The organism is Massilia sp. ST3 (assembly GCF_018119405.1).
Taxonomy (GTDB): domain Bacteria; phylum Pseudomonadota; class Gammaproteobacteria; order Burkholderiales; family Burkholderiaceae_D; genus Telluria.
Genome location: NZ_JAGPWC010000007.1, coordinates 75,776 through 101,622 on the forward strand (window position 1 = coordinate 75,776; position 25,847 = coordinate 101,622).

A 25,847-nucleotide genomic window follows, 5' to 3' on the forward strand; every position below is an offset into this window, starting at 1 on the left:
GACGAAGCCATGACGAAGCCACCGAGCGATTTCGACATCGAACTGCGCATGCTGGTCGAGGCGGTCTACCTGAAGTACAACTACGACTTCCGCGACTACACCGGCGCCTCGCAGAAGCGGCGCGTCCTGGTGGCGATGCGCGAGATGGGCTGCGACACCGTGTCGGCGCTGCAGGCCAAGGTCCTGCACGCGCCGAACGGCTTCGCCCAGCTGCTGCAATACCTGACCATCCCCGTCACCGAGATGTTCCGCGACCCGGAATACTTCCTGGCGGTGCGCGAGCAGGTGGCGCCTTTCCTGAGCACCTACCCCTCGCTGAAGATCTGGGTGGCCGGCTGCAGCACCGGCGAAGAAGTGTATTCGCTCGCCATCCTGCTCAAGGAAGAGGGGCTGCTGGAACGCAGCATCATCTACGCCACCGACATCAATCCGCAGTCGCTGGAAGCGGCGCGGCGCGGCGTGTTCCCGCTCGAGCGCATGCGCCTGTATACCGAGAACTACCAGAAGGCCGGCGGCCGGAAGGCCTTCTCGGACTACTATATCGCCGCCTACGACGGCGCCAAGTTCGACCGCTCGCTGGTGGAGAACGTGACCTTCGCCGACCACAGCCTGGCCACCGACAGCGTGTTCTCCGAGACCCATTTCGTCAGCTGCCGCAATGTGCTGATCTACTTTAACCGCCAGCTCCAGGACCGCGTGCTGGGCCTGTTCCACGAGTCGCTGTGCCACCGCGGCTTCATGGGACTGGGCAGCAAGGAGTCGATCGACTTTTCCAGCTACGCCGGACGCTTCGAGCCGCTCGCCAAGCGCGAGCGCCTGTTCCGCAAGGTGGCGGCATGAGCGCCGATCCGCATATGGCCCGGGTGCTGGAGGGGCGCCGCTTCGAATTGGTGATCATCGGCGGCTCGGCCGGCGGCGTCGACGCCCTGATCGGCCTGCTGCCGGCGCTGCCCGAGACCTTCGGCCCCGGCGTGGTGTGCATCCTGCACATCCCGGCCGACCGCGACAGCCGCCTGGCCGAGCTGTTCGCCGCGCGCGTGGCGCTGCCGGTACGCGAGGCGCGCGACAAGGAGCCGCTCGAAGGGGGCACGGTGTATTTCGCCGGACCGGGCTATCATCTGTCGATCGAAGCCGACCGCAGTTTCTCGCTCAGCTGCGAGCCGCCCGTGCACTTCGCGCGGCCGGCGATCGACGTGTTGATGGAATCCGCCGCCGACGCCTACGGCCCGGCCATGGCCGGCATCCTCTTGAGCGGCGCCAACCACGACGGCGCCGACGGCATGGCCCGCATCAAGGCCTGCGGCGGCTTGACCGTCGTGCAGGAACCGAACGAAGCCCAGGCCAGCACCATGCCCGAAGAGGCGATCCGGCGCAGCACCCCGGACCTGGTGCTGCCACTCAGCGGCATCCGCACGCTGCTGTCCTTGTTGGAGAAACCATGAGCGTCCAAGACCCTAGCAAGATCCTCATCGTCGACGACCTGCCGGAAAACCTGCAGGCCCTGGAAGCGCTGCTGCGCACCGAGCCCTGCGAAGTCTACCAGGCCGCCTCGGGCGACCAGGCCCTGGCCCTGCTGCTGGAGCACGAGTTCGCGCTGGCCATCCTCGACGTCCAGATGCCCGGCATGGACGGCTTCGAGCTGGCGACCCTGATGCGGGGCACCGAGCGCACCCGCCACATTCCGATCATGTTCGTGTCCGCCGCCGGGCGCGAGCTGAACTACGCCTTCAAGGGCTACGAGAGCGGGGCGGTCGACTTCCTCTACAAGCCGCTCGACCCGGACGCGGTGCGCGGCAAGGTCAAGGTCTTCGTCGCGCTCGACCAGCAGCGGCGCGAGACGCGGCGCCAGATGGCGGCGCTGGAGCGCAGCCGCCAGGAGCAGGAAACCCTGCTGCGCGAGCTGAACGCCACCCAGGAAGAGCTGCAGCGCTCGCTGCGCATGCGCGACGAATTCATGTCGCTGGTGGCGCACGAGCTGCGTACGCCGCTCAACACCCTGTTCCTGGAAACCCAGATGCGCAGCCTGCAGATCCGGCGCGGCAACGCGGCCGCCTTCAGCCCGGACCAGATGGAAGCGATGGTGCGGCGCGACGAGCGCCAGATCAAGGCCATGATCCGCCTGATCGACGACATGCTCGACGTCTCGCGCATGCGCAGCGGGAAGTTGTCGATTCGTCCCTGCAATGTCGAACTGGTCAGCCTGCTGGAGCGGGTGGTCAGCGACATGGCCCTGCAGGCGGCGTCCACCGGCACCACCCTGACCCTGGTGCCGCACGATCCGGTGGTAGGGTGCTGGGACGAATTCCGCATCGAGCAGGTGGTGGTCAACCTGCTGACCAATGCGCTGCGCTACGGCGGCGGCCAGCCGGTCGAGGTGAGCGTGCAGCTGGACGGCGACCGGGTCCAGGTCGACGTGCGCGACCAGGGCAAGGGCATCGCCGCGACCGACATCGAGCGCATCTTCGAACCCTACGAGCGCGGCGCGCGCAACGGCGAGCCGAAGGGCCTGGGACTGGGACTGTACATCTCGCGCCAGCTGGCGGTGTCGCACGGCGGCGAGCTGCGCGTGGCCAGCAAGCCGGGCGAGGGCTCGACCTTCAGCCTGCACCTCCCCTGCACCGAACAGGAAGCCTTCGCCGAAGCCGCCAGCGGCGTGTGATTCCCCGGGGACGGCGGCCACGCTGCCGGCCCCGCACGGCGTCAATCGGGCCCGCGGTTGCGCCCGCCTGGCATTTGGTCCACACTGTCCGGGCTCACTTTCCCCCATGACGTTTTCATCGACGGGCGGAGGAATACTTGACTGATAGGTAAAATCAATCAAGAATATCGTTTCAATCAATTTCACAAACGATGAGCAGCCCGGTACACTGCTCTTCATTGACTCACCAACCGCAAAACAGGAGATTACATGTCCCTCATCAACACCCAGATCAAACCGTTCAAGGCAACCGCTTACCACGCCGGCAAATTCATCGACCTGACCGAAGAAAACTTCAAGGGCACCTGGTCGGTCGTGATGTTCTATCCGGCTGACTTCACCTTCGTCTGCCCGACCGAACTGGAAGATCTGGCGGCGTTCCAGCCTGAATTCGAAAAAATGGGCGTGAAAGTGTACGGCGTGTCGACCGACAGCCACTTCGCGCACAAGGCATGGGCCGACACCTCGGACGCCATCAAGAAAGTGAACTACCCGCTGATCGGCGACCCGACCGGCGTCCTGTCGCGTAACTTCGAAGTCATGATCGAAGAAGAAGGCATGGCCCTGCGCGGCACCTTCGTGATCAATCCGGAAGGCCAGATCAAGGTCATGGAAGTGCACGACAACGGCATCGGCCGCGACGCATCGGAACTGATGCGCAAGGTCAAGGCTGCCCAGTACGTCGCATCGCACCCGGGTGAAGTGTGCCCGGCCAAGTGGACCGAAGGCGCCGAAACCCTGACCCCGTCGCTGGACCTGGTCGGCAAGATCTAATCGCGTCATCCCGTAGTTTGTCCGGGCCGCCGCGGCGGCCCGGTTCATTTCTGGCGCAGCTTTTTACGCCTGGAAAGGCCAGGCAATCAAATTAGTCGATCTCACCGGCAGATTCACTACTTTGCTTAATCAAACGCTGAACGACAAAGAAGGAAGAATACGATGCTCACACCTGAACTGAAAACCCAGCTTGGCGCCTACCTCCAGCGCGTGCAGCAGCCTTTCGAGATGGTCGCTTCCCTGGACGACAGCGAAACGTCGAAGCAGATGCGCGACCTGCTGGACACCATCCAAAGCCTGCGCAGCGACAAGATCAGCGTGCGCTACGACGGCAACGACGCGCGCAAGCCGTCCTTCTCGCTGGCGCGTGCCGGCAGCGATACCAAGCTGCGCTTCGCCGGCCTGCCGCTGGGCCATGAGTTCACCTCGCTGGTGCTGGCCCTGCTGTGGACCGGCGGCCATCCGCCGAAGGTCGAGCAGGACGTCATCGACACCATCAAGGCGCTGGACGGCGAGTATAACTTCGAAGTCTACATGTCGCTGAGTTGCCATAGCTGCCCGGACGTGGTGCAGGCGGTAAGCCTGATGGCGATCCTGAACCCGCGCGTCAAGACCACCGTGATCGAAGGCGGCGCCTTCAAGCAGGAAGTCGAGGCGCGCCAGGTGATGGCGGTGCCGGCCCTGTTCCTGAACGGCGAGTTGTTCAACTCCGGCCGCACCACCGTGGAAGAAATCGTCGCCAAGCTCGACACCGGCGCCGGCGCCCGCGAGGCCGCCAAGCTCGACGCCAAGGATCCGTACGACGTGCTGATCATCGGCGGCGGCCCTGCCGGCGCGGCGGCGGCCGTGTATGCGGCCCGCAAGGGCATCCGCACCGGCATCGCCACCGGCCGCATGGGAGGCCAGGTGAACGACACCATGTCGATCGAGAACTATATCTCGGTGCTGGAAACCGACGGTCCGAAGTTCGCGGCCGCGCTCGAAGCCCAGGTGCGCCACTACGGCGTGGAAGTGATGCAGCAGCAGGAAGCGGCCCAGCTGGTCCCGCCGGCGACCCCGGACGGCCTGGTCGAGGTGCGCTTCGCCAACGGCGGCAGCCTGAAGTCGAGCACCGTGATCCTGTCGACCGGCGCGCGCTGGCGCAATGTGAACGTGCCGGGCGAGCAGGAATACAAGAACGCCGGCGTCAACTACTGTCCGCACTGCGACGGCCCGCTGTACAAGGGCAAGCGGGTGGCGGTGATCGGCGGCGGCAACTCGGGCGTCGAGGCGGCGATCGACCTGGCCGGCCTGGTGGAACACGTGACCCTGCTGGAGTTCGCGCACCAGCTGAAGGCGGACGCGGTGCTGGTCAACAAGCTGGAAAGCCTGAAGAACGTGACGATCCACACCAATGCCCAGACCACCGAGATCGTCGGCGACGGCAAGAAGGTCAACGGCATCCGCTTCAAGGACCGTATCAGCGGCGAAGAACACCTGGTGCCGCTGGAGGGCGTGTTCGTGCAGATCGGCCTGGTGCCGAACACCGAGTGGCTGAAGGGCACCTTGGAACTGTCGCGCTTCGGCGAGATCGTGGTGGATGACCATGGTGCGACCAGTATCCCTGGCGTGTTCGCGGGGGGCGATGCGACCACCACGCCGTACAAGCAGATCGTGATCGCGGCGGGGGATGGAGCGAAGTGCGCGTTGTCGGCGTTTGATTACATCATTCGCAAGCCGGTGGCGGTCGAGGCTGCGTAAGTTAAAAGGCTGTTGAACTGAAAAACGCCATCTCATTGGAGATGGCGTTTTTGTTTGCGCCGCGCCGGCTTTCGTTTGGACCTCCAACCCCAAGACCGTCATTCCCGCGAAGGCGGTAACCCAAGTTTGCGTGCTCTACCACTACGATTCTACGTAGTCGCTGCGCATGGGAATTGGGTTCCCGCCTTCGCGGGAATGACGGTTTTAAGGCTAACGGTAGATTCAAAGGCAGGAGGCTGGCCGGCTTGTGAAAACCACCCCGCGCACGATTGACCACGGGTGACACCACCCATTGTCACCCGACGCTACAATACCTCGTTAGTGGAAGAACACCAGCAAGGCCCCCGGAAGGGCCTCGGTTTCCAGCAGCAGCCAGGTGGCTGCGGTAGCCAGCGCCAGGTGGACTGCGGTCCACGTAATTGGATGATGGCGCGCCATGATGTTCTCCCGGGTACGGTTTTGCTGTGGATGATGGTTCCATGCTATCGATCCGACCCGACAGCAGGCATCGGCGGATTCTCCGTCATATTGTAGGAATACACCTTGTGCTAAGCCGGGACCGCCAAAAGTAGGCTTCCTACGTTTGCGGTAGGTCGTGTCCTATAGTCGAGTCGCGGAGCCAGGGCCAGAATCGCTCCCATCATGACCCGACACGACCCCACACTCCTGCACCGCGGCCTGCTCGCCGTGCGCCGCAATACCATCCGCCGCCTGTTGAGCTCCGTGTTCGGGATCGAACACCTGCGCGAGGGACAGCAGCGCGTCATCGACAGCGTCCTCGACGGCAAGGACACCCTGGCCATCATGCCCACCGGCGGCGGCAAGTCGCTGTGCTACCAGATCCCGGCCAAGATGCTCAAGGGGATCACGATTGTCGTCTCCCCCTTGATCTCGCTCATGAAGGACCAGCTGGAGAAGCTGGAAGAGCTGGGCATTCGCTCGGTCCAGGTCAACAGCAGCCTGAGCGCCGCGGAAGAGGAGGGCGCCATCGAAGCCATCGCCACCGAAGCCTGCGAGATCGTGTTCTGCACCCCCGAGCGCCTGGTCTCGCCCGAGTTCATCGCGGTGCTGCGCAAGGTCACGCTCGACATCGTCGTCATCGACGAGGCCCATTGCATCTCGCAGTGGGGGCACGACTTCCGCCCCGCCTACATCGGCCTCGGGGCCGCCATCGAGGCGCTGGGCCGGCCGCCGGTGCTGGCGCTGACCGCCACCGCCACCGACGAGGTGATCGAGGACATCGGCAAGCAGCTGAACCGGCCCAGGATCAATGTCATCAACACCGGCATCTACCGCCCGAACCTGCACTACCGCGTGGTCCAGGTGACGAATGCTCAGGAGAAATATTCGGAAGCCCTGCGGCTGGTGCGCGAGACGGCGGGCGTGGGCATCGTCTACGCCGCCACCGTCAAGGCGGCCGAAGAGATGCTCGAGGTGCTGGAACAGGCGGGCGAATCGGTCACCATCTACCACGGCAAGCTGCCGAGCGCCGAGCGCAAGCTGAACCAGGACCTGTTCATGAACGGCGGGCGGCGCGTGATGGTCGCCACCAATGCCTTCGGCATGGGGATCGACAAGAGCGACACCCGCTTCGTGATCCACCTGCAGATCCCGGCCAACCTCGAATCCTATTACCAGGAGTCGGGCCGCGCCGGGCGCGACGGGCGGGATGCCGAATGCACCCTGCTGTTCCTGCAGGACGACAAGCGCATCCAGCAGTTCTTCCTGGTGAAGCATTATCCGAGCGCCGAGGAACTGCGCGCGATCTACGAAGCGGTGCGTATGCTGGCCGAGGACGGGCCGGTGACGGCCGACCGCATCGAGGCCCAGCTGGACGAGATCAGCGAGGCGAACATCAAGGTCTGCCTCAAGCTGCTCAAGGACGGCAAGCTGCTGCGCCAGAACCGCAAGCTGGAGTACGCCCTCACCGCGACCGAGCCGCGCAGCGGCAGCTTCGACGGCCTGGCCCAGGTCTATGTCCAGAAGCAGGAACGCGATCGCGAAGCGCTCGACCAGATGGTAGGCTATGCGGTAAGCGGTTTTTGCCGCTGGAAGTTGCTTCTCGACTATTTCGGCGATGAAGTCGAAGGTTTCGAGCAGTGCTGCCGCTGCGACAACTGCCTGAATCCGCCGGCGCTCGCGCTCACGGAAGACATCGTCATCCGCGACGACGAGTTCGACCGCGAGCCCGAGCCGGAACCCAGCGGGCCGCAGTTCGACGTGGGCGGGCGCGCGAAAGCGCCGAAGTATGGCGAAGGCGTGGTGGTCGCCGTGGCCGGCGACCAGGTGACATTGGCATTCCCGGACCAGGAAAGCCGTACCTTCCTGGCTGATTTTCTGGAACCGGCCTGACCGAGAAAGGAACGCATGGGAGACATGGTCGTCGTTCGCAGGGAAGGACTGTATTGCGTTCCGGGCCAGTTCTACATCGACCCATGGCGGCCGGTCGACCGCGCCGTGATCACCCACGCCCACGGCGACCATGCGCGCTATGGGCACGGCCACTACCTGGCGGCGGCCTCCGGCGTGGGCGTGCTCAGGTCGCGCCTGGGCGACATCACGGTCGACGGGCTGGAATACGGCGAGCGCATCACCCATAACGGCGTCACCATCTCCCTGCACCCCGCCGGCCACGTGCTGGGCTCGGCCCAGGTGCGCATGGAATGCGGCGGCGAAGTCTGGGTCGCCTCGGGCGACTACAAGGTGGGGCCGGACCCGACCTGCGCGCCCTTCGAGCCGGTGCGCTGCGACACCTTCATCACCGAATCGACCTTCGGCCTGCCGATCTACCGCTGGGAAACCGAAGAAACCATCATGGACGAGATCAACCGCTGGTGGCGCAAGAACGCCGACGAAGGCCGCTGCAGCGTGGTCTTCGCCTACGCCTTCGGCAAGGCCCAGCGCATCCTGGCCGGGCTCGACCCGTCGATCGGTCCGATCGTCTGCCACGGCGCGGTCGAACCGCTCAACAAGGTCTACCGCGCGGAAGGCGTCGACCTGCCGCCGACGCTCATGGTCAGCGAAGTGGACAAGGCCGCGCTGCGGCGCGCGCTGGTGGTGGCACCGCCATCCGCCAGCGGCTCGCCCTGGATGAAGCGCTTCGGCGACTACAGCGATGCCTTCGCCAGCGGCTGGATGCTGCTGCGCGGCGCTCGCCGGCGGCGCGGCGTGGACCGCGGCTTCGTGCTGTCCGACCATGCCGACTGGCCCGGCCTGATGAGCGCCATCAAGGCGACCGAGGCGGAGCAGGTGATCGTCACCCACGGTTCGATTCCGACCATGGTGCGCTGGCTGTGCCAGAACGGGCTGGACGCCAAGGGCTTTAATACCGAGTACGGCGACGAGGAAGAGGACGAAGCGACGCCGCCTCCCGGCGCGGCGGCCCATAAGGAAACTGCGAAGGAAGCGAAGGAGGACGGGGGAGGCGAAGCCGATGCGTGAATTCGCCCGCCTGTACGCCGACCTCGACGAGACCACCTCCACCACCCGCAAGCTGGACGCCCTGCAGCAGTATTTTTCGCGCGCCACGCCGGAAAACGCCGCCTGGGCGGTGTACTTCCTGGCCGGCGGCAAGCCGCGCCAGGCCGTGCCGACCAAGCTGCTGCGCCAGTTCGCCATCGAGTACGCGGCGCTCGACGACTGGCTGTTCGACGAGTCGTACCACGCGGTGGGCGACTTCGCCGAAACCATCGCCCACATCTTGCCGGCGCCGACCAGGCAGTCCGACATCGGCCTGGCCGAATGGATGGAGCAGCGCATCGCGCCCCTGCGCGGCGCCGACCCCAGCCGCATCCGCGAAGCCCTGTTCAGCTACTGGGATGAACTGGACTGGCGCGAGCGCTTCCTGCTGATCAAGCTGATCGGCGGAGGCTTCCGCGTGGGCGTGTCGCGCCTCCTGGTGACGCGCGCCCTGGCCGCCATCGCGGCGGTGGACAGCAAGCTGATCGCCCAGCGCCTGATGGGCTGGACCGACGGCCGCGTGCAGCCTACCGCCGCCGGCTTCCTCAGCCTGATCGCGGAACAGACCGACGCCGAACACCAGCTGCGCGGCGGCCAGCCCTATCCCTTCTTCCTGGCCCACCAGTTGCAGGGCGAGCCCGCGACGCTGGGCGAAGTCGACGACTGGCTGGTGGAGTGGAAGTACGACGGCATCCGCGCCCAGCTGGTGCGGCGCGGCGGCCAGAGCTACCTGTGGTCGCGCGGCGAGGACCTGATCACCGAACGCTTTCCGGAGCTGGCGGCGGTGCGCCTGCCGGAAGGGACGGTGCTGGACGGCGAAGTGCTGATCTGGCAGCCGGGTTCCGACGCGCCCGCGCCCTTCGCCGACCTGCAGAAACGCATCGGCCGCAAGACCTTGTCCGCCAAGCTGCTGGCCGAACTGCCTGCGGTGCTGTGCTGCTACGACTTGCTCGAGCTGGACGGCGTCGACCTGCGCGGCCTGCCGCAGCATGAACGCCGCGCGCTGCTCGAGACCGAGGTGGCAAAGGCGGAGCAGCCGCAGCTGCGTCTGTCGCCGCTGGTCCACGCCGCCAGCTGGGAGCAGCTGGCGGCGCTGCGCTCTGCCTCGCGCGAGCGCTGCGTGGAAGGCATGATGCTCAAGGCGCGCGGGGCGCGCTACGGCGTGGGCCGCACCAAGGACGTGGGCACCTGGTGGAAGTGGAAGATCGATCCCTATACGGTGGACGCGGTGCTGCTGTATGCCCAGCCGGGCAGCGGCCGGCGCGCGTCGCTCTACACCGACTACACGTTCGCCGTGTGGGACGGGGAGGGCGAGGAGCGCCGCCTGGTGCCTTTCGCGAAAGCCTATTCCGGCTTGACGGACGCCGAGATCGCCCAGGTCGACAACGTGATCCGGCGTACGACCATTGAAAAGTTCGGCCCGGTGCGCTCGGTCAAGCCGACCATGGTGTTCGAGATCGGCTTCGAGGGCATCGCCCTGTCACCGCGGCACAAGGCGGGCATCGCGGTGCGCTTCCCGCGCATCCTGCGCCGGCGCGAGGACAAGCCGGTGGAGGAAGCCGACACCCTCGACATCCTGAAAGGCCTGCTGGCCGCGGCTGGCGGATGAACCGGCCATGAGCGCCAACGAGGTGACCAAGCGCATGAAGGCGTGGTTCGCGGAGAAGGGCTGGAAGGCCTTTCCCTTCCAGCGCGCCGTCTGGGACGCGGCCCTGGCCGGCCACTCCGGCCTGCTGCACGCGAACACGGGCGCCGGCAAGACCTTCGCGGTCTGGTTCGCGGCCCTGCAGCGCGCGGGGCTGGAGACCGGCAAGCGCACGGCCGGCCTGCGGGTGCTGTGGATCACGCCGATGCGCGCGCTGGCCGCCGACACCCAGCGCGCACTCGAGGATTCCACCGCCGTGCTGCTGCCCGAATGGCGGGTCGGCGCGCGCACCGGCGACACCGGTTCCGCCGAGCGGGCGCGCCAGACGCGCAGCATGCCGGCGGCGCTGGTGACCACGCCCGAGAGCCTGTCGCTGATGCTGAGCCACGCGGCGGCCCAGGAGCAGTTTCGCCACCTCGACATGATCATCATCGACGAGTGGCACGAACTGATGGGTAGCAAGCGCGGCGTGCAGGTGCAGCTGGCCCTGGCCCGGCTGCGCCGCTGGCGCCCGCAGCTGCTGGTCTGGGGCGTGTCCGCCACCATGGGCGACCTCGACCTGGCGCGCCAGGTGCTGCTGGGCGGTGACGACGGCGTGCTGGTCGAGGGCGACCAGCGCAAGAAGATCGTGGTCGACTGCCTGATCCCCGACCCGGTGTCGCGCTTTCCCTGGGGCGGCCACCTGGGCATGCAGATGCTGGGGCCCGTCATCAAGGAGATCGAGGGGCACGAGGCGACCCTGGTGTTCACGAATACCCGCGCCCAGTCCGAGATCTGGTACCAGAACATCCTGGAGGCGCGTCCCGACTGGGCCGGCGTGATCGCGCTGCACCACGGCTCGCTCGACCGCGAGGTGCGCGAGTGGGTGGAGCTGGGCCTGAAGAACGGCGTGCTCAAGGCCGTGATCTGCACCGCCAGCCTGGATCTTGGCGTGGACTTTTTACCGGTCGAGCGCGTGCTGCAGGTGGGCAGCGCCAAGGGCATCGCGCGCCTGCTGCAGCGCGCGGGACGCAGCGGCCACGCGCCGGGACGGGTTTCGCGCGTGACCCTGGTGCCGACCAACAGCCTCGAGCTGCTGGAAGCGGCCGGCGCCAAGAAGGCGGTGGCGGCGCGCCGTATCGAAGGCCGCTACGTGCCGAACAAGCCTTTCGACGTGCTGGTGCAGCACCTGGTGACGGTGGCGCTGGGCGGCGGCTTCGAGTCGCGCGCGCTGCACGAGGAGGTGAAGCAGGCCTGGTCCTACCGCAACCTGACCGAAGAGGAATGGCAGTGGGCGCTGGACTTCGTCGCGCGCGGCGGCCAGAGCCTGACCGTGTACCCGGAATACCGGCGCGTGCTGCCGGACGAGGAGGGCGTGTACCGCGTGCCGGACGCCACGATCGGACGGCGCCACCGGATGGGGATCGGCACCATCGTGTCCGACTCCAGCATCCAGGTGAAGTACATGAGCGGCGGGCGGATCGGCAGCGTCGAGGAATCCTTCGCCGCCCGGCTGAAACCGGGCGACCACTTCCTGTTCGGCGGGCGCATCCTGGAATTCGTGCGGGTGCACGAGATGACGGCCTTCGTGAAGCGCGCCACCGGCAAGCGCGGGGCCATCACGCGCTGGCAGGGCGTCAAGCTGCCGATGTCGGCCGAACTGGCGAACGCCGCGCTGGCCGAGCTGCGCCTGGCCTCGCAAGGCGTCTACGAGGGACCGGAGATGAAGGCGCTGCGCCCGCTGATCGAAATCCAGGAGCGCTGGTCGGCGCTACCCACGCCCGAAGTCCTGGTCATCGAACACATGAAGAGCCGCGAAGGCTGGCACGTGTTCGTCTATCCCTTCGGCGGGCGCGCCGTGCACATGGGCCTGGCCTCGCTGTTCGCCTGGCGCATCGCGCGCACGCGGCCGATCACCTTCTCGATCGCCGTCAACGACTACGGCTTCGAGCTGCTGGCGCCCGAACCCGTGGACTGGGACGCGGTGTTCGCGGGCGAGACCGGGGCCGAGGTCGCCCTGTTCGACACGGCGACCCTGCTGGAGGACGTGCTGGAAAGCCTGAACGCGACCCAGCTGAGCCAGCAGCGCTTCCGCGAGGTGGCGCGCATCGCGGGCCTGGTGTTCTCGGGCTATCCGGGCCAGCCGAAGTCGGCGCGCCAGCTGCAGGCATCGAGTTCGCTGTTCTTCGAGGTGTTCCGCAAGCACGACGCCGGCAACCTGCTGCTCACCCAGGCCCAGCGCGAGGTGATGGAGCAGGAACTGGAGCTGACCCGCCTGCGCGACACCCTCAACGGCCTGCACGCGCGCCGCATCGTGCTGTGCGGCGTGAAGCGCGCCACGCCGTTCGGGTTTACCCTGATGGTGGAGCGCTACCGCGAGAAGGTCAGCAGCGAGAAGCTGTCCGACCGGGTGGCGCGCATGGTGCGCGAACTGGAGAAGGCGGCGGCGGCATGAGCGGTGCGATGGTGAAAGTCGGGGGCGAACAGCTGCTGCTATTGCCGGAGAAGGCGGTGTTCTGGCCGGCCGAGCGCATGCTGATCATCGCCGACATCCACTTCGGCAAGGCGGCCGCCTTCCGCGCCCAGGGGGTGCCGGTGCCGCGCGGGACCACTTCGGAAAACCTGGCCGGGCTGGACTTCCTGGTCGCCGCCCATGGCACCCGCCACATCATGTTCCTGGGCGACTTCCTGCACGCGCGCGCCTCCCACGCCAGCTCCACCCAGCAGGCGATGCTGGCCTGGCGCCACCGCCAGTCTCACCTGGACCTGACCCTGGTGCGCGGCAACCACGACCTGCACGCGGGCGACCCGGCGGCGGCGCTCGACATCGCGCTGGTCGACGAGCCGTATACCATCGGGCCGTTTGCGTTCTGCCATCACCCGGACATGGATGTGCCGGGCTACGCCTTGGCGGGGCACATCCACCCCGTCTATGTGCTGGCCACCCGCTCCGACGCGCTGCGCCTGCCTTGCTTCGTGGTCGGACGCGAGCGGATGATCCTGCCGTCCTTCGGTTCCTTTACCGGCGGGCATGCGATCCGGCCGGAGGCGGGCGACAGCATCTACGTCACTTCCGGCGAGGCCGTCCACAGCGTTCGATAGCGTACCGACCCCTTTCATGCTCGGGCGTAAGGTCTCCAGGCATAGCCATCCTGGAGGTGAACCATGCGATTCCGCACCCTGTTCTGTACCCTGGCGGCCGCGCTGCTGCCGTTCATGACGGTGGCGAGCGCACCCGCGCATGCCCAGCAGTATGAGCAAAACCGCAGCTATGGCCCGGTGATCAACGGCTTCAATGTCGAGGAAGTGGGGCGCCTGGCGCCGGGTGTGGAGCTGCATTTCGACCTGTATGGCAGCCCCGGCGGCACCGCCACCCTGCGCATCGACGGCGCCACCCGCAACGTGCACATGACCGAGGTCGAGCCGGGCCAGTACAGCGGCACCTACACCATCGGCACCCACGACCGCATCCGGCCGGAGAGCGGCGTCACCGCCAACCTGCGCCTGGGCAACCAGGTGGCGACCAATGTGCTGGCCGAGTCGCTCCTGCGCAGCAACGCGCCGCGCCGCGAGAACCGCCGCGGCGAGCTGGCCAACCTGCCCCGCATCGACCGCTTCGAGGTGCAGGGCAGTCCCGACCTGGGCGCCGGCAACGAGCTGCGCTTCACCGTGTTCGGCACCCCGGGCGCGCGGGTGGAAGTGGCGATCGACGGCGCGCGCGGCGTGTTCTTCCTGCCCGAGGTGAAGCAGGGCGAGTACAGCGCCGTGTACGTGGTGCGCAATACCGACCGCATCCTGACCAACAGCCGGGTCACCGCGACCATCCGCGCCGACGGCCGCTACTCGACCACGGTGCTGGGCCAGCCGCTGCTGGCGGCCGGCGGGCGCACGGCCGCGCCGCAGGAAACCCGCTACTGCACCAGCTGCGCGACCGTGGAGGCGGTGAACGTGATCGAGGTCAGCGGCGACGGCAGCTACCTGGGCACCATCGGCGGGGCCGTGGTCGGCGGGCTGCTGGGCAACCAGGTGGGCAGCGGCAGCGGCCGCAAGGCGGCCTCGGTGGCCGGCGCCGTGGGCGGCGCGGTGGCAGGGCGCCAGCTGGAGCGGAACATGCGCAAGAGCCAGCGCTATGAGGTGGTGGTGCGGTATGCGAATAGCGGGGCGACGCAGGCGATCCAGTATGAGAATGATCCCGGGTTCAGGGTGGGGGATAGGGTCAGAGTGAATGGCGGGGTGTTGGCGCGGGATCAATAATCGTGCGCACTTAGGCAAACTTGCTTTAAACACCTAGCCGCAAAACCGTCATCCCGGCCTTCGCCGGGATGACGTTGTTGTATGGTGGTGGATTGAGCGGTGGCGGCGGCTTCGGCAACGAAATCGGCTTTGCGGCTTTTACTTCGCTGCTCTTCTTTTGTATGCGCTCTTATTGGCCTCTACACCGTCGCCAACACCTGATCATCCCCCGGCTGCTCCAGCTCCGCCTTCTGCTTCGCCGCGCCCTTGGTCCGTGACCTCGACGGCGGCAAGCGGCGCAGGGTCTTGAGTGCGTCCGCATCCTTGATGCCGATCGTGCGCTGGTCTACGGTGATCAGGCCGATCTCGTTGAAGGCCGACAGGGTGCGGCTCACCGTTTCCAGGGTCAGCCCCAGGTAGCTGCCGATCTCGTGGCGGGTCATGCGCAGGTTGAACAGCTTGCTCGAATAGCCCATGGCGGCGAAGCGGTCGGCCAGGGACACCAGGAAGCGCGCCACACGGGCTTCGGCGGAGAGGGCGCCCAGCATGCCGATCATGGTCTGCTCGCGCACCAGCTCGCGGCTCATCACGCCGTACATCATGTTCTCGAGCTCGTTGTGCACGCGGCCCAGGGCGGTCAGCTTCTTGAAGGGCAGCAGGATCAGGTCGCAGTCGGACAGAGCCACCGCCTCGGAGGCGTAGTGGCGGGTGTGGATGCCGTCGACCCCCAGCATGTCGCCTTTCATGGGGAAGCTCAGCACCTGCTCGTTGCCGAACTCGTCGATCAGCACCGTCTTGAGGAAACCGGAATTCACGATGTACAAGGTGTCGAAGGCCTGGCCGATGGTGTGCACGCGCTGGCCGGTCTTGAACTGGACGTGCTGGAACAGCAATTCTTCGGACGTGACCGACACGCTGGCCGGAATGCGGAGCAGGTCGCAGACTTCTTTCAGGTTGGACCAGAGACGTCCCTGGCGCTGGCGGCCCGCTTCCATCGGCGAATGCAGGGTCGGCTGGGTGGCATTGCGTTGTTCTGACATTGGCTGGGACTGCATGCTCTTCTCCAGGTGAAAGACTAAGGTTTCAGGCAGCGATCCCACCAGGCTGATGCCGTGACTTGGATCGCAAGCAAGTCGAAACGCTGAATTCAGTATGCCAACACGAGTCCGGCACGAATATCAGCGATGCCTGAATATGTAGGTAGGAGAGATGGCGTCAGTGTAGGAATTTTCTGACTGACAGCACCGTGCGCCAGAGGGAAACCGGGAAGAAATCGCAGCACAGCCGTGCAAATTCGGCGCAGCGGGAAGGGCGTCCGGCAGGGGCCGGCGTGGCACGAAAACCTCAGGAACTGGTCAAAAGAAGTTCGGCTACGCTTTCATCGGCGCCAGCAGCCGGTGGGCGACGGCGTACTGGACCATTTCGGACAGCGAGTTCATGCCCATCTTTTGCATGATGCGGGTCTTGTGGGTGCTGACGGTCTTGACCGACAGGTGCAGGCCGTTGGCGATCTCGGTGATCGACTTGCCGCCTACCAGCAGGGAAAACACCTCGAACTCGCGGTCCGAGAGCTGCTTGTGCAGCAGCTGTTCGCTGGGCGCCATGATGTTCAGGGCCAGCTGCTCGGCCACTTCGGTACTGATGTAGGGGCGGCCGGACGCGACCTTGCGGATCGCGCCCACCAGCTGGGTGCCCGCGCTTTCCTTGGTCAGGTAGCCCTGGGCGCCGGCGCGGATGGCGCGCACCGCGTACTGCTCTTCCTCGTGCATGGTGAGAATCAGGATGGCCAGCTTGGGCGCCTCGCTGCGCACCTGGCGGATCAGGTCGACGCCGCTGCGGCCCGGCATCGACAGGTCGAGCAGCAGCAGGTCGAATCCGCCCTGGCGCACCTGGGCCAGCACCTCGAAGCCGTTGGTCGCCTCGCCGACGATCTCGATGTCGGCGGCGCCGTCGAGAATGCGCTTGAGGCCCTCGCGCATGATCGTGTGGTCATCGGCAATGACGATTCTTACCATATCCATCCTTCCGGCCGCGGGCGGCCCAAACTGCTTCAGGTTAGCACACCGGTCCTGCCAAAAAATGCTCGGTGTTCAAACTATGCGGAGCAGGTTGGTCAGGTGCCCGGCTCCTTGATCAGGCGGTGCACCAGCACCGGTTTCGTGGTGTGCGACAGCACCTTGTTGGTCACGCTGCCCAGCAGCAGCTGGCCCCAGCCGCTGCGGCCGTGCGAACCCATGAAGATCAGGTCGCAGCCTTCCTGCTCCGCCACGTCGACGATCTTGAGCGCCGCGGTGTCGGAAAACGCCGTCATGCAGCTATGCTGCAGATTGGCGCCGGCGCAGGAGCGCATGATCTTGCCCATGTATTCCTCTCCCATGCGCCGCATCTGGGCCAGGTAATCCTCCTCGCTGGGGTAGGAAGGCGGGATGATTTCCACGTACACTGGATACTGGTACTCGGGAGCGACGAACAGGGCCAGCACCTCGGCCCCCATCTGCGCCGCGAATTTGACGCCGGCGCAGGCGGTGTGCTGCGACACGGCCGAGCCGTCGGTGGTGATCAGGATTTTGCGGTACATGATGACTCCTCCCAAAGGCCAGGCCATTCTGGAGGTTCAATGGCGTGGCGGCGATTGCTTTAACGCAAACTGTTGAGTTGGATCAAACATCCCGGCCGTTGTTCCGGCGCAAAACAAAAAGGGCGGCATGGGTGCTGCGCAGGGCCTGCGATTACAAAATACAACACCGTCCTTGTGTAAACATTCAGGAACCACGCGATTTGATTGTCGCAGTATTAAGTTTACCTGTCCATTTTGTTGCGTGCCAGTTTCCGAGATTTACCTACGGCAACCACGCTGCTACACTCGCATGCAGACTCAATACCATCTGTTAATGCGGCCTCAGGAATGGCCCGGATGGACGCAGTAACCCGAATTGCAAAGCTCATTGCGCACTTATACATTATGGAGAAGCAGGGATTATGACCGACGCCGCTGACGATTTCGACGCACTATTCGAGGAAGTGGCGGCGCAGCGCGCCAGCGCACCCGCGCCCGCCGCGGAGCCGGCGCCTGCGCCCGCCGCAGCCGCTGCTGCTGCAGGCGACGACGAGGACCTGGAGTCGCTGTTCGACCAGGTGTCCGCGACCAGCGCACCGGCCGTGGCCGTGGCCGCGCCGGCAGCCGCACCGGCCGCCGCTTTGGCCGAGTCGCACGCCGCCGAGCACGGGATGTTCGAACGCCTGGGCGGCATCGTCCGCCTGCTGCACGACTCGCTGCGCGAGCTGGGTTACGACAAGGCGCTGACCGAAGCCTCGTCCCAGATCGTGGACGCCCAGGACCGCCTGGAGTACGTCGCCAGCCTGACCGAGCAGGCCGCCAACAAGGTGCTGAACACCCTGGACGAGGGCATGCCGGCCCAGGACCTGCTGTCGAAGCAGGCCAAGGACATGGAAACCCGCTGGGCCGATCTGTTCTCCGGCAAGCTGAGCCTGGACGAGTTCAAGGCCCTGGCCGGCGATTCGCGCCAGTTCGCGGCCAGCGTGAACGAAGCGACCGAAGCCGAAAAGGCGCGCCTGCTCGAAATCATGATGGCCCAGGACTTCCAGGACATCACCGGCCAGCTGATCAAGAAGGTGGTCAAGATCACCCAGACGGTCGAGTCGGAACTGGCCCAGCTGCTGCGCGACAACGCGCCGGCCGACATCAAGGAAAAGCTGGCCAAGAAGGAACAGGAAGCCGCCGCACCCGCCGCGCTGATGCAGGGCCCGTCGGTGCCGGAAGCGGCCCTGGACCAGGACAACGTTGACGATCTTCTCGCCGATCTGGGATTCTAATGGACGATATGCTCAAGGACTTCGTCGTCGAGGCGATGGACCTGGCAGTCAATGTTGAAGAACATTTGCTGCGCCTCGAACGCGATCCGGACAACAAGGAAACGCTGAATGCGGTGTTCCGGTCCTTCCACACCATCAAGGGCGGCGCCGGCTTCATGGGCCTGCCCGCACTGGTCGCGGCCTGCCACCTGACCGAGAACCTGTTCGACGCGCTGCGCACCGGCGAAGCGCCGGTGACCCCGCTCGCAATCGAAGCGGCGCTGCAGGCTTCGGGCTTCGTGGCCGACCAGCTGAACGACCTGAACAACGGTACGCCGCCGGAAGGCCTGGCGCAGATGCCGGCCGACCTGGAACGCATCCTGACCGATGCGATCGAGGGCAAGGGCGCGAGCGCCCCGGCGCCCGCCACCGCGCCGGCCGCGCCGGTTGCCGCGCCGGTCGTGGCAGCCGCTCCCGCCGCCGCTCCTGCCGCTCCCGCGGTGGGCGAGGATGGCCTGGACTGGACCGCCATGTACAACGCCGTGGTGCCGGCCGACAAGGCCATCGCCGTGGCCGCCGCGCCGGCCGCCGCCGCTCCTGCGCCTGCCGCGTCTGTCGCGTCTGTCGCCGCGCCGGCCGAGGCTAGCGCTGCTGCCGCAGCCCCTGCTGCTGCAGCGCCGGCCAAGAACGGCTGGGACGGCGTCGAACGCCGCGGCAACGAGAACAAGGCCGCCGCCAGCGCGCCGGCCAAGGACGAAAGCATCCGTATCGACGCGGTCAAGCTGGACGCGCTGCTCGAAGTGGCGGGCGAATCGGTGCAGGCCGCCAACCAGGCCGCCGTACTGCTGGAACGCCTGCAGCAGTTCAAGTTCGAAGGCCAGGCCGCCTCGCTGATCGCGACCCTCACCGAGACCCTGGAACGCGCCTCGCGCTATTCCGCCGAACTGCAGCGCGCCACCCTGGCGACCCGCATGCAGCCGGTGGGCCGCCTGTTCCAGAAGTTCCCGCGCCTGGTGCGCGAGCTGGCCAAGGACCTCGGCAAGGACGTCGAGCTGACCATCGAAGGCGCCGAGACCGAAGTCGACCGCGTCGTCGTGGACAGCCTGTACGACCCGCTGGTGCACATGCTGCGCAACGCGCTCGACCATGGTGTCGAAGGACCGGAAGAGCGTGTCGCCAACGGCAAGCCGGCCAAGGCCTTCATCCTGCTGAAAGCCTGGCAGGAAGCGAACAGCGTCATGATCGTGCTGCAGGACGACGGCAAGGGCATGGACCCGGCCAAGCTGCGCAAGAAGGCGATCGACAAGGGCCTGATCGGCGAGCACAGCGCGCAGAGCGACGACGAAGCCTACCAGCTGGTCTTCCTGCCGGGCTTCTCGACCAAGGAAGTGGCGTCGTCGGTCTCGGGCCGCGGCGTGGGCATGGACGTGGTCAAGACCGCCGTCGAGAAGAACCGCGGCGCGATCCGCATCGAGTCCCAGCTGGGCAAGGGCACGCGCTTCGCGATCCGCCTGCCGATCGAACTGTCGATCGTGCCGACCATGCTGGTGTCGACCTCGAGCGCCTCGCTGGCGCTGCCGATGGCCGTCGTCGAGCGCGTGGTGGAGCTGCCGGAAGACTTCATGTGCGTGGGCGGCGCCCCGGTGCTGAAGGACCAGGGCCGTCCGCTGCCGGTGCGCTCGCTGGCGCTGTCGCTCGGCTACGAAGCCGCGCCCGAGCGCGTCGGCATCGTCATCAACGCGCCGCAGCCGTATATCCTGGCGGTGGAAGCCGTCGACGGCACGGCCGACCTGGTGATCAAGCCGATGACCGCGCTGAGCGTCGAAGGCATCACCGGCACGGCGCGTTCGGCCGAGGGCGAGCTGGTGCTGGTGGTCGGCCTGTCGTTCCTGATGGACGGCTGCCGCAGCAGCGTGCGCCTGGCAGCATAAATCGTCAAGTTGGCGGCTTCGCCGCCAACTTGACGTCATCGTGCGGCGCAAAACGAACAGATCGTTCGCTTCGACGCAAAAAGCGCACACAAAAAGCCTGCATATTCCATGCAGGCTTTTTTTATTTGCATATTACAAAATTGTTGCAAATATTATTTTCTTGAAGGTAAGGTCTTTGGCATAATCGTGCAACGCCCCCTCTTGGTGCGGCAGTGCACAAATATGGCATAATCAAAAACCGGGTTCGCATAAGGTTTCCCGATAAGCGCCCGCCGACCTTCAAGATCGACCATGCAAAAAACGCTCTACGACAAACTCTGGGATTCCCATGTCGTGCGTGCCGACGCCGATGGCACCACCGTCCTCTACATCGACCGCCACCTGGTGCACGAAGTCACCAGCCCGCAAGCCTTCGAAGGCCTGCGCGAGGCCGGGCGCGGGCTATGGCGCACCTCGAGCAACCTGGCCGTGGCCGACCACAACGTGCCGACCACCGACCGCGCCCAGGGCATTCTAGATCCGACCTCGCGCCTGCAGGTCGAGACCCTCGACGCCAATGCGAAGAGCTTCGGCCTGACCTATTTCGACATGCGCGACAAGCGCCAGGGCATCGTGCACGTGATCGGGCCGGAGCAGGGCGCGACCCTGCCCGGCATGACGGTCGTGTGCGGCGACTCGCATACCTCCACCCACGGCGCCTTCGGCTGCCTGGCGCACGGCATCGGCACCTCGGAAGTCGAACACGTGATGGCGACCCAGACCCTGCTGGCCAAGAAATCCAGGTCCATGCTGGTCCAGGTCGACGGCGAACTGCCGCCCGGCGTGACCGCCAAGGACATCGTGCTGGCCATCATCGGCAAGATCGGCACCGCGGGCGGCACCGGCTACGCCATCGAGTTCGCCGGCTCGACCATCCGCTCGCTGTCGATGGAAGGCCGCATGACCGTCTGTAACATGGCGATCGAAGCGGGCGCCCGCGCCGGCATGATCGCCGTCGACGACACCACCATCGAGTACGTGAAAGGCCGCCCGTTCTCGCCCAAGGGCGAGCAGTGGGAGCAGGCCGTGGCCTACTGGCGCACCCTGCATTCCGACGAGGGCGCGCAGTTCGACACCGTGGTCACCCTCGACGCGGCGGACGTGCGCCCGCAGGTCACCTGGGGCACCTCGCCCGAGATGGTCACCTCGATCGACGGCCGCGTGCCGGACCCGCGCGAGGAAGCCGACCCGGTGCGCCGCGGCGCCATCGAGAAGGCCCTGGCCTACATGGACCTGCAGCCCAACACCCCGATCGGCGAGATCGCCATCGACAAGGTCTTCATCGGCTCCTGCACCAATTCGCGCATCGAGGACCTGCGCGCCGCCGCCGAGGTGGTCAAGGGCCGCCGCCGCGCCCCCAACGTCAAGCTGGCGATGGTGGTGCCGGGTTCGGGCCTGGTCAAGGAACAGGCCGAACGCGAAGGCCTGGACCGGGTCTTCAAGGACGCCGGCTTCGAGTGGCGCGAGCCGGGCTGCTCGATGTGCCTGGCGATGAACGCCGACCGCCTGGAACCGGGCGAGCGCTGCGCCTCGACCTCGAACCGCAACTTCGAGGGCCGCCAGGGGCAGGGCGGCCGCACCCACCTGGTGTCGCCGGCCATGGCCGCGGCGGCGGGAATCGCGGGCCACTTTGTCGACGCGCGCGCCCTCTGATGCGTTATATGGTCTTTAACTCTGTAATTGATCACTGAAACATGAAAAAAGTATTCGCACTCTCCCTCATCGCCGTCCTGCTGGCTGGCTGCAACACCATTTCCGGCATCGGCCGCGACGTGCAGCGCGCCGGCCAGATCGTGACCGGCGCCGGCGGCAAGTAAACACCAACAAGGCAGGAAGATGGACAAATTCACCGTACACGAAGGACTGGTGGCGCCGCTCGACCGCGCCAACGTCGACACCGACGCGATCATTCCGAAGCAGTTCCTGAAATCGATCCGGCGCACCGGCTTCGGTCCCAATCTGTTCGACGAGTGGCGCTACCTGGACCACGGCGAGCCGGGCCAGGACTGCAGCACCCGTCCGGTGAACCCCGAGTTCGTGCTGAACCAGCCGCGCTACCAGGGCGCGTCCATCCTCCTGGCCCGCAAGAATTTCGGCTGCGGCTCCTCGCGCGAGCACGCGCCCTGGGCCCTGCAGCAGTATGGTTTCCGCGCCATCGTCGCCCCCAGCTTCGCCGACATCTTCTTCAACAACTGCTACAAGAGCGGCCTGCTGCCGGTGGTGCTGGGCGAAGAGGACGTCGACACCCTGTTCAAGGCCGTGGAAAGCCAGGAAGGCTTCAAGCTGGTCGTGGACCTGGAAAACCAGCGCATCGATTCGGCCGACGGCAGCCTGTCGTACGGCTTCGCCATCGACGAGTTCCGCAAGTACTGCCTGCTCAACGGCCTGGACGACATCGGCCTGACCCTGCGCCACGCGGACGAGATCCGCGCCTTCGAGCAGCGCCACCTGGCGGCCCAGCCCTGGCTGGCCAACACCATTTAATAACAAAAGAAGAAAGAAAGCGGATGAAGATTGCGATCCTGCCGGGCGACGGCATCGGCCCCGAGATCACCGCGCAGGCGGTCAAGGTCCTGAACGCGCTCGGCGAATCCTTCGAGATGGAAACCGCGGCGGTCGGCGGCGCGGGCTATGCCGCGCACGGCCACCCGCTGCCGGAAGCGACCCTCAAGCTGGCCAAGGAAGCCGACGCGGTGCTGTTCGGCGCCGTTGGCGACTACCAGTACGACAAGCTGGAACGCGCGCTGCGCCCCGAGCAGGCGATCCTGGGCCTGCGCAAGGAACTGGGCCTGTTCGCCAACCTGCGTCCCGCGATCCTGTATCCGGAACTGGCGGGCGCCTCGACGCTCAAGCCCGAGGTGGTCTCCGGCCTGGACATCCTGATCATCCGCGAACTTACCGGCGACATCTACTTCGGCAAGCCGCGCGGCGTGCGCGAATGCCCGGACGGTCCTTTCAAAGGCCAGCGCGAGGGCTTCGACACCATGCGCTACGCCGAAGGCGAGATCCGCCGCATCGCCCACGTGGCCTTCCAGGCCGCCCGCAAGCGCGGCAGCCGCGTGACCAGCGTCGACAAGGCCAACGTGCTGGAAACCTTCCAGTTCTGGCGCGACGTGGTCACCGAGGTGCACAAGGACTACCAGGATGTCGAGCTCGAACACATGTATGTCGACAACGCCGCGATGCAGCTGGTGCGCGCGCCGAAGAAGTTCGACGTCATCGTCACCGGCAACATGTTCGGCGACATCCTGTCCGACGCCGCCGCCATGCTGACCGGCTCGATCGGCATGCTGCCTTCGGCCTCGCTGGACGCCGACAACAAGGGCCTGTACGAGCCCTCGCACGGGTCGGCGCCCGACATCGCGGGCAAGGGCGTGGCCAATCCGCTGGCGACCATCCTGTCCGCCGCGATGATGCTGCGCTACTCGCTGGGCCGCCTGGACCAGGCCGAGCGCATCGAGGACGCGGTCAAGCGCGTGCTGGCCCAGGGCCTGCGCACGCCGGATATTTACGAAGCAGGGTCCACCAAGGTGGGCACCGAAGAGATGGGCAACGCGGTCGTCGCGGCCCTCGCTTAACGATATAAAAGATTTATTCAACCAAGGGAAAATGATGAAACTCGTAGGTCTGGTAGGTTGGCGCGGCATGGTCGGCTCGGTCCTCATGCAGCGCATGCAGGAAGAGGGCGATTTCGACCACATCGAGCCGGTGTTCTTCACCACGTCGAACCCGGGCGGCGCCGCGCCGTCGATGGCGAAAAACGAAACCACGCTCAAGAGCGCAACCGATATCACCGAACTGGCGAAGTGCGAGATCATCATCTCCTGCCAGGGCGGCGACTACACCACGGAAGTCTTCCCGAAGCTGCGCGCCAGCGGCTGGAACGGCTACTGGATCGACGCGGCCTCCACGCTGCGCATGAACGACGACGCGGTCATCGTGCTGGACCCGGTCAACAAGGACGTCATCAAGAACGCGCTCACCCGCGGCGTGAAGAACTTCATCGGCGGTAACTGCACCGTGTCCTGCATGCTGATGGGCCTGGGTGGCCTGTTCGAGAAGGGCCTGGTCGAGTGGATGAGCTCCATGACCTACCAGGCGGCATCGGGCGGCGGCGCCCAGCACATGCGCGAGCTGCTGACCCAGTTCGGCACCATCAACGCGGCCGTCAAGCCGCTGCTGGACAACCCGGCCTCGGCCATCCTCGAGATCGACCGCGGCGTGCTGGCGACCCAGCATGGTCTCTCCGCGGAAGAAACCAGGCAGTTCGGCGTGCCGCTGGCCGGCAACCTGATCCCCTGGATCGACAAGGACCTGGGCAACGGCCAGTCGAAGGAAGAGTGGAAGGCCGGCGCCGAGACCAACAAGATCCTGGGCCTGGGCGAGTCCTTCGGTTCGAAGTCGATCCCGGTGGACGGCCTGTGCGTGCGCATCGGCGCGATGCGCTGCCACTCGCAGGCGCTGACCATCAAGCTGACCAAGGACGTGCCCCTGGACGAGATCAACGACATCATCGCCTCGCACAACCAGTGGGTGAAGGTGGTGCCGAACACCCGCGAAGCCTCGGTGCGCGACCTGTCGCCTGCCGCGGTGACCGGCAGCCTGACCATCCCGGTGGGCCGCCTGCGCAAGATGTCGATGGGCGGCGACTACCTGTCGGCTTTCACCGTCGGCGACCAGCTGCTGTGGGGCGCCGCGGAGCCGCTGCGCCGCATGCTGCGTATCGTTCTCGATCGCTGATCGTAGGGTTGGCGGCTCTGCCGCCGACGCGTTCGCGGACGCATGCCGTTCGACCGGCAAACGCTGGTTGAACGCGTCGGCGGGAGGACCCGCCGACCCTACAATACCGGCACCGGCGGCTTCCGTTGCCGGCCTTGCCACACCCCCTGCAATATTGACAAGCGTCCGTAATCAAACGCTATCGAACCCGCCTCGCATCGGTCATTCTGGCCACACATCCTTTATCACTGCGTCATCGATGTGCGCGGGATGCTTGCATGCTCCAGGGCATGATGTTATGTTGAGACTCCCGGGAAACCGCCTTTCCCCTGGTCAACTTTCTTTCGTCGCCTACTATGCAATCTACCCACCGTCCTCCGCTCATGGCGTTTGCGCTGAAATCGCTCACCGCAGCCGTGGCCAGTGCAGTGTTCCTGTCTTCCGCCGCCACCGCGGCCGGGCTAGGAAAACTGACGGTGCTGTCGGCGCTCGGCCAGCCGCTGCGCGCCGAGATCGAACTGACGACCAGCGCGGGCGAAGACCCGGCCAGCATGGCAGTCAAGCTGGCTTCGCCGGACGCCTTCCGCGCCGCGAACATCGAATTCAATCCGGCCCTGCTGTCGCTGCGCTTCAATGTGGAGCAGCGCGGCGGCCGTCCGGTCATCCGCGTCACCTCGACCCAGCCGCTGAACGAGCCCTTCGTCGACATGCTGCTCGAGCTGTCCTGGAATAACGGCCGCCTGGTACGCGAATACACCTTCCTGCTGGACCCGGCCGAACTGCGCGCCACCCAGCCGGCCCAGGTGGCCGCCGCGCC

Annotated in this window: 22 protein-coding genes; 19 read left to right on the plus strand and 3 right to left on the minus strand. The window is 66.1% G+C overall.

Translation table 11 applies throughout. The features are described 5' to 3' along the window. Positions 1-9: 9 nt before the first annotated feature. The 11 genes from KBW98_RS04055 to KBW98_RS04105 all read left to right on the plus strand — a co-directional run bounded on the left by KBW98_RS04055 (position 10) and on the right by KBW98_RS04105 (position 14,549). Complete coding sequence (locus KBW98_RS04055; protein WP_211518851.1) at positions 10-840, plus strand: protein-glutamate O-methyltransferase CheR; 831 nt, start codon at positions 10-12, stop codon at positions 838-840. Beyond that, positions 837-1,442, plus strand: coding sequence for a chemotaxis protein CheB (locus KBW98_RS04060; RefSeq protein ID WP_211518852.1), 606 nt, complete (start codon positions 837-839; stop codon positions 1,440-1,442). Before KBW98_RS04055 ends, KBW98_RS04060 begins: the two co-directional genes overlap by 4 nt. Further along, positions 1,439-2,659, plus strand: a complete 1,221-nt coding sequence (locus KBW98_RS04065; protein WP_211518853.1) for a hybrid sensor histidine kinase/response regulator — start codon at positions 1,439-1,441, stop codon at positions 2,657-2,659. Before KBW98_RS04060 ends, KBW98_RS04065 begins: the two co-directional genes overlap by 4 nt. Before the next feature lie 249 nt (positions 2,660-2,908). Beyond that, a complete protein-coding gene (gene ahpC / locus KBW98_RS04070; protein ID WP_211518854.1) occupies positions 2,909-3,472 on the plus strand; it encodes an alkyl hydroperoxide reductase subunit C in 564 nt (187 codons plus the stop codon). A 162-nt stretch (positions 3,473-3,634) separates the two neighbouring features. Further along, positions 3,635-5,212 carry an alkyl hydroperoxide reductase subunit F gene (ahpF, locus tag KBW98_RS04075; protein ID WP_211518855.1) on the plus strand — a complete coding sequence of 526 codons (1,578 nt, stop codon included), beginning with the start codon at positions 3,635-3,637 and terminating at the stop codon, positions 5,210-5,212. 642 nt (positions 5,213-5,854) lie between these two features. Continuing rightward, the gene (locus KBW98_RS04080) at positions 5,855-7,564 is read left to right on the plus strand and encodes an ATP-dependent DNA helicase RecQ (protein ID WP_211518856.1); all 1,710 of its coding nucleotides are present in this window, start codon (positions 5,855-5,857) and stop codon (positions 7,562-7,564) included. A gap of 15 nt (positions 7,565-7,579) precedes the next feature. Continuing rightward, positions 7,580-8,653, plus strand: coding sequence for a ligase-associated DNA damage response exonuclease (locus KBW98_RS04085; RefSeq protein WP_211518857.1), 1,074 nt, complete (start codon positions 7,580-7,582; stop codon positions 8,651-8,653). Further along, positions 8,646-10,280, plus strand: coding sequence for an ATP-dependent DNA ligase (locus KBW98_RS04090; RefSeq protein ID WP_211518858.1), 1,635 nt, complete (start codon positions 8,646-8,648; stop codon positions 10,278-10,280). The genes KBW98_RS04085 and KBW98_RS04090 overlap by 8 nt, the downstream gene beginning before the upstream one ends. 7 nt (positions 10,281-10,287) lie before the next feature. Continuing rightward, positions 10,288-12,750: a ligase-associated DNA damage response DEXH box helicase gene (locus KBW98_RS04095; RefSeq protein WP_211518859.1), complete on the plus strand. Its 2,463-nt coding sequence runs from the start codon at positions 10,288-10,290 to the stop codon at positions 12,748-12,750. Further along, positions 12,747-13,397 (plus strand): ligase-associated DNA damage response endonuclease PdeM, encoded by a 651-nt coding sequence (gene pdeM, locus KBW98_RS04100; protein WP_211518860.1) that lies wholly within the window; start codon positions 12,747-12,749, stop codon positions 13,395-13,397. The genes KBW98_RS04095 and pdeM overlap by 4 nt, the downstream gene beginning before the upstream one ends. A 63-nt stretch (positions 13,398-13,460) precedes the next feature. After that, positions 13,461-14,549, plus strand: coding sequence for a glycine zipper 2TM domain-containing protein (locus KBW98_RS04105; protein ID WP_211518861.1), 1,089 nt, complete (start codon positions 13,461-13,463; stop codon positions 14,547-14,549). Between the two features lie 179 nt (positions 14,550-14,728). Here KBW98_RS04105 and KBW98_RS04110 read toward each other — a convergent pair whose 3' ends face one another. The 3 genes from KBW98_RS04110 to KBW98_RS04120 all read right to left on the minus strand — a co-directional run bounded on the left by KBW98_RS04110 (position 14,729) and on the right by KBW98_RS04120 (position 17,106). Beyond that, positions 14,729-15,523, minus strand: coding sequence for a Crp/Fnr family transcriptional regulator (locus tag KBW98_RS04110; RefSeq protein WP_211518871.1), 795 nt, complete (start codon positions 15,521-15,523; stop codon positions 14,729-14,731). Between the two features lie 375 nt (positions 15,524-15,898). After that, on the minus strand, positions 15,899-16,543 hold the full coding sequence (locus KBW98_RS04115) for a response regulator transcription factor (protein WP_211518862.1): 645 nt from the start codon (positions 16,541-16,543) through the stop codon (positions 15,899-15,901). Between the two features lie 98 nt (positions 16,544-16,641). Continuing rightward, positions 16,642-17,106: a universal stress protein gene (locus KBW98_RS04120; RefSeq protein WP_211518863.1), complete on the minus strand. Its 465-nt coding sequence runs from the start codon at positions 17,104-17,106 to the stop codon at positions 16,642-16,644. Between the two features lie 401 nt (positions 17,107-17,507). Here KBW98_RS04120 and KBW98_RS04125 point away from each other — a divergent pair, with 401 nt between their 5' ends. The 8 genes from KBW98_RS04125 to KBW98_RS04160 all read left to right on the plus strand — a co-directional run. Continuing rightward, positions 17,508-18,362 carry a protein phosphatase CheZ gene (locus tag KBW98_RS04125; RefSeq protein WP_211518864.1) on the plus strand — a complete coding sequence of 285 codons (855 nt, stop codon included), beginning with the start codon at positions 17,508-17,510 and terminating at the stop codon, positions 18,360-18,362. Next, positions 18,362-20,272 (plus strand): chemotaxis protein CheA, encoded by a 1,911-nt coding sequence (locus KBW98_RS04130; RefSeq protein ID WP_211518865.1) that lies wholly within the window; start codon positions 18,362-18,364, stop codon positions 20,270-20,272. Before KBW98_RS04125 ends, KBW98_RS04130 begins: the two co-directional genes overlap by 1 nt. A gap of 291 nt (positions 20,273-20,563) precedes the next feature. Next, entirely contained in the window at positions 20,564-21,964 is a 1,401-nt protein-coding gene (gene leuC, locus KBW98_RS04135) for a 3-isopropylmalate dehydratase large subunit (RefSeq protein ID WP_211518866.1), read from the plus strand. Positions 21,965-22,005: 41 nt separating this feature from the next. Then, on the plus strand, positions 22,006-22,128 hold the full coding sequence (locus KBW98_RS04140; protein WP_211518867.1) for an entericidin A/B family lipoprotein: 123 nt from the start codon (positions 22,006-22,008) through the stop codon (positions 22,126-22,128). Between the two features lie 19 nt (positions 22,129-22,147). After that, positions 22,148-22,795 (plus strand): 3-isopropylmalate dehydratase small subunit, encoded by a 648-nt coding sequence (leuD, locus tag KBW98_RS04145; protein WP_211518868.1) that lies wholly within the window; start codon positions 22,148-22,150, stop codon positions 22,793-22,795. A gap of 23 nt (positions 22,796-22,818) precedes the next feature. Next, a complete protein-coding gene (gene leuB / locus KBW98_RS04150) occupies positions 22,819-23,889 on the plus strand; it encodes a 3-isopropylmalate dehydrogenase (RefSeq protein WP_211518869.1) in 1,071 nt (356 codons plus the stop codon). A gap of 34 nt (positions 23,890-23,923) precedes the next feature. Further along, the gene (gene asd, locus KBW98_RS04155; protein WP_211518872.1) at positions 23,924-25,051 is read left to right on the plus strand and encodes an aspartate-semialdehyde dehydrogenase; all 1,128 of its coding nucleotides are present in this window, start codon (positions 23,924-23,926) and stop codon (positions 25,049-25,051) included. A gap of 407 nt (positions 25,052-25,458) precedes the next feature. After that, the coding region (locus KBW98_RS04160) for a FimV family protein (RefSeq protein WP_373888899.1) at positions 25,459-25,847 on the plus strand (389 nt) is incomplete at its 3' end.

What these genes read in the sequence shown, in the direction of transcription:
- KBW98_RS04110 (WP_211518871.1), bottom strand. Translation starts at nt 15,523, where the DNA reads ATGGAAGCGGGCCGCCAGCGCCAGGGACGTCTCTGGTCCAACCTGAAA.
- KBW98_RS04105 (WP_211518861.1), top strand. Translation starts at nt 13,461, where the DNA reads ATGCGATTCCGCACCCTGTTCTGTACCCTGGCGGCCGCGCTGCTGCCG.
- KBW98_RS04060 (WP_211518852.1), top strand. Translation starts at nt 837, where the DNA reads ATGAGCGCCGATCCGCATATGGCCCGGGTGCTGGAGGGGCGCCGCTTC.
- leuD (WP_211518868.1), top strand. Translation starts at nt 22,148, where the DNA reads ATGGACAAATTCACCGTACACGAAGGACTGGTGGCGCCGCTCGACCGC.
- KBW98_RS04055 (WP_211518851.1), top strand. Translation starts at nt 10, where the DNA reads ATGACGAAGCCACCGAGCGATTTCGACATCGAACTGCGCATGCTGGTC.
- KBW98_RS04120 (WP_211518863.1), bottom strand. Translation starts at nt 17,106, where the DNA reads ATGTACCGCAAAATCCTGATCACCACCGACGGCTCGGCCGTGTCGCAG.
- KBW98_RS04130 (WP_211518865.1), top strand. Translation starts at nt 18,362, where the DNA reads ATGGACGATATGCTCAAGGACTTCGTCGTCGAGGCGATGGACCTGGCA.
- KBW98_RS04125 (WP_211518864.1), top strand. Translation starts at nt 17,508, where the DNA reads ATGACCGACGCCGCTGACGATTTCGACGCACTATTCGAGGAAGTGGCG.
- KBW98_RS04140 (WP_211518867.1), top strand. Translation starts at nt 22,006, where the DNA reads ATGAAAAAAGTATTCGCACTCTCCCTCATCGCCGTCCTGCTGGCTGGC.
- KBW98_RS04115 (WP_211518862.1), bottom strand. Translation starts at nt 16,543, where the DNA reads ATGGTAAGAATCGTCATTGCCGATGACCACACGATCATGCGCGAGGGC.
- KBW98_RS04065 (WP_211518853.1), top strand. Translation starts at nt 1,439, where the DNA reads ATGAGCGTCCAAGACCCTAGCAAGATCCTCATCGTCGACGACCTGCCG.
- leuB (WP_211518869.1), top strand. Translation starts at nt 22,819, where the DNA reads ATGAAGATTGCGATCCTGCCGGGCGACGGCATCGGCCCCGAGATCACC.
- ahpC (WP_211518854.1), top strand. Translation starts at nt 2,909, where the DNA reads ATGTCCCTCATCAACACCCAGATCAAACCGTTCAAGGCAACCGCTTAC.
- ahpF (WP_211518855.1), top strand. Translation starts at nt 3,635, where the DNA reads ATGCTCACACCTGAACTGAAAACCCAGCTTGGCGCCTACCTCCAGCGC.
- leuC (WP_211518866.1), top strand. Translation starts at nt 20,564, where the DNA reads ATGCAAAAAACGCTCTACGACAAACTCTGGGATTCCCATGTCGTGCGT.
- KBW98_RS04095 (WP_211518859.1), top strand. Translation starts at nt 10,288, where the DNA reads ATGAGCGCCAACGAGGTGACCAAGCGCATGAAGGCGTGGTTCGCGGAG.
- pdeM (WP_211518860.1), top strand. Translation starts at nt 12,747, where the DNA reads ATGAGCGGTGCGATGGTGAAAGTCGGGGGCGAACAGCTGCTGCTATTG.
- KBW98_RS04090 (WP_211518858.1), top strand. Translation starts at nt 8,646, where the DNA reads ATGCGTGAATTCGCCCGCCTGTACGCCGACCTCGACGAGACCACCTCC.
- KBW98_RS04080 (WP_211518856.1), top strand. Translation starts at nt 5,855, where the DNA reads ATGACCCGACACGACCCCACACTCCTGCACCGCGGCCTGCTCGCCGTG.
- asd (WP_211518872.1), top strand. Translation starts at nt 23,924, where the DNA reads ATGAAACTCGTAGGTCTGGTAGGTTGGCGCGGCATGGTCGGCTCGGTC.
- KBW98_RS04085 (WP_211518857.1), top strand. Translation starts at nt 7,580, where the DNA reads ATGGGAGACATGGTCGTCGTTCGCAGGGAAGGACTGTATTGCGTTCCG.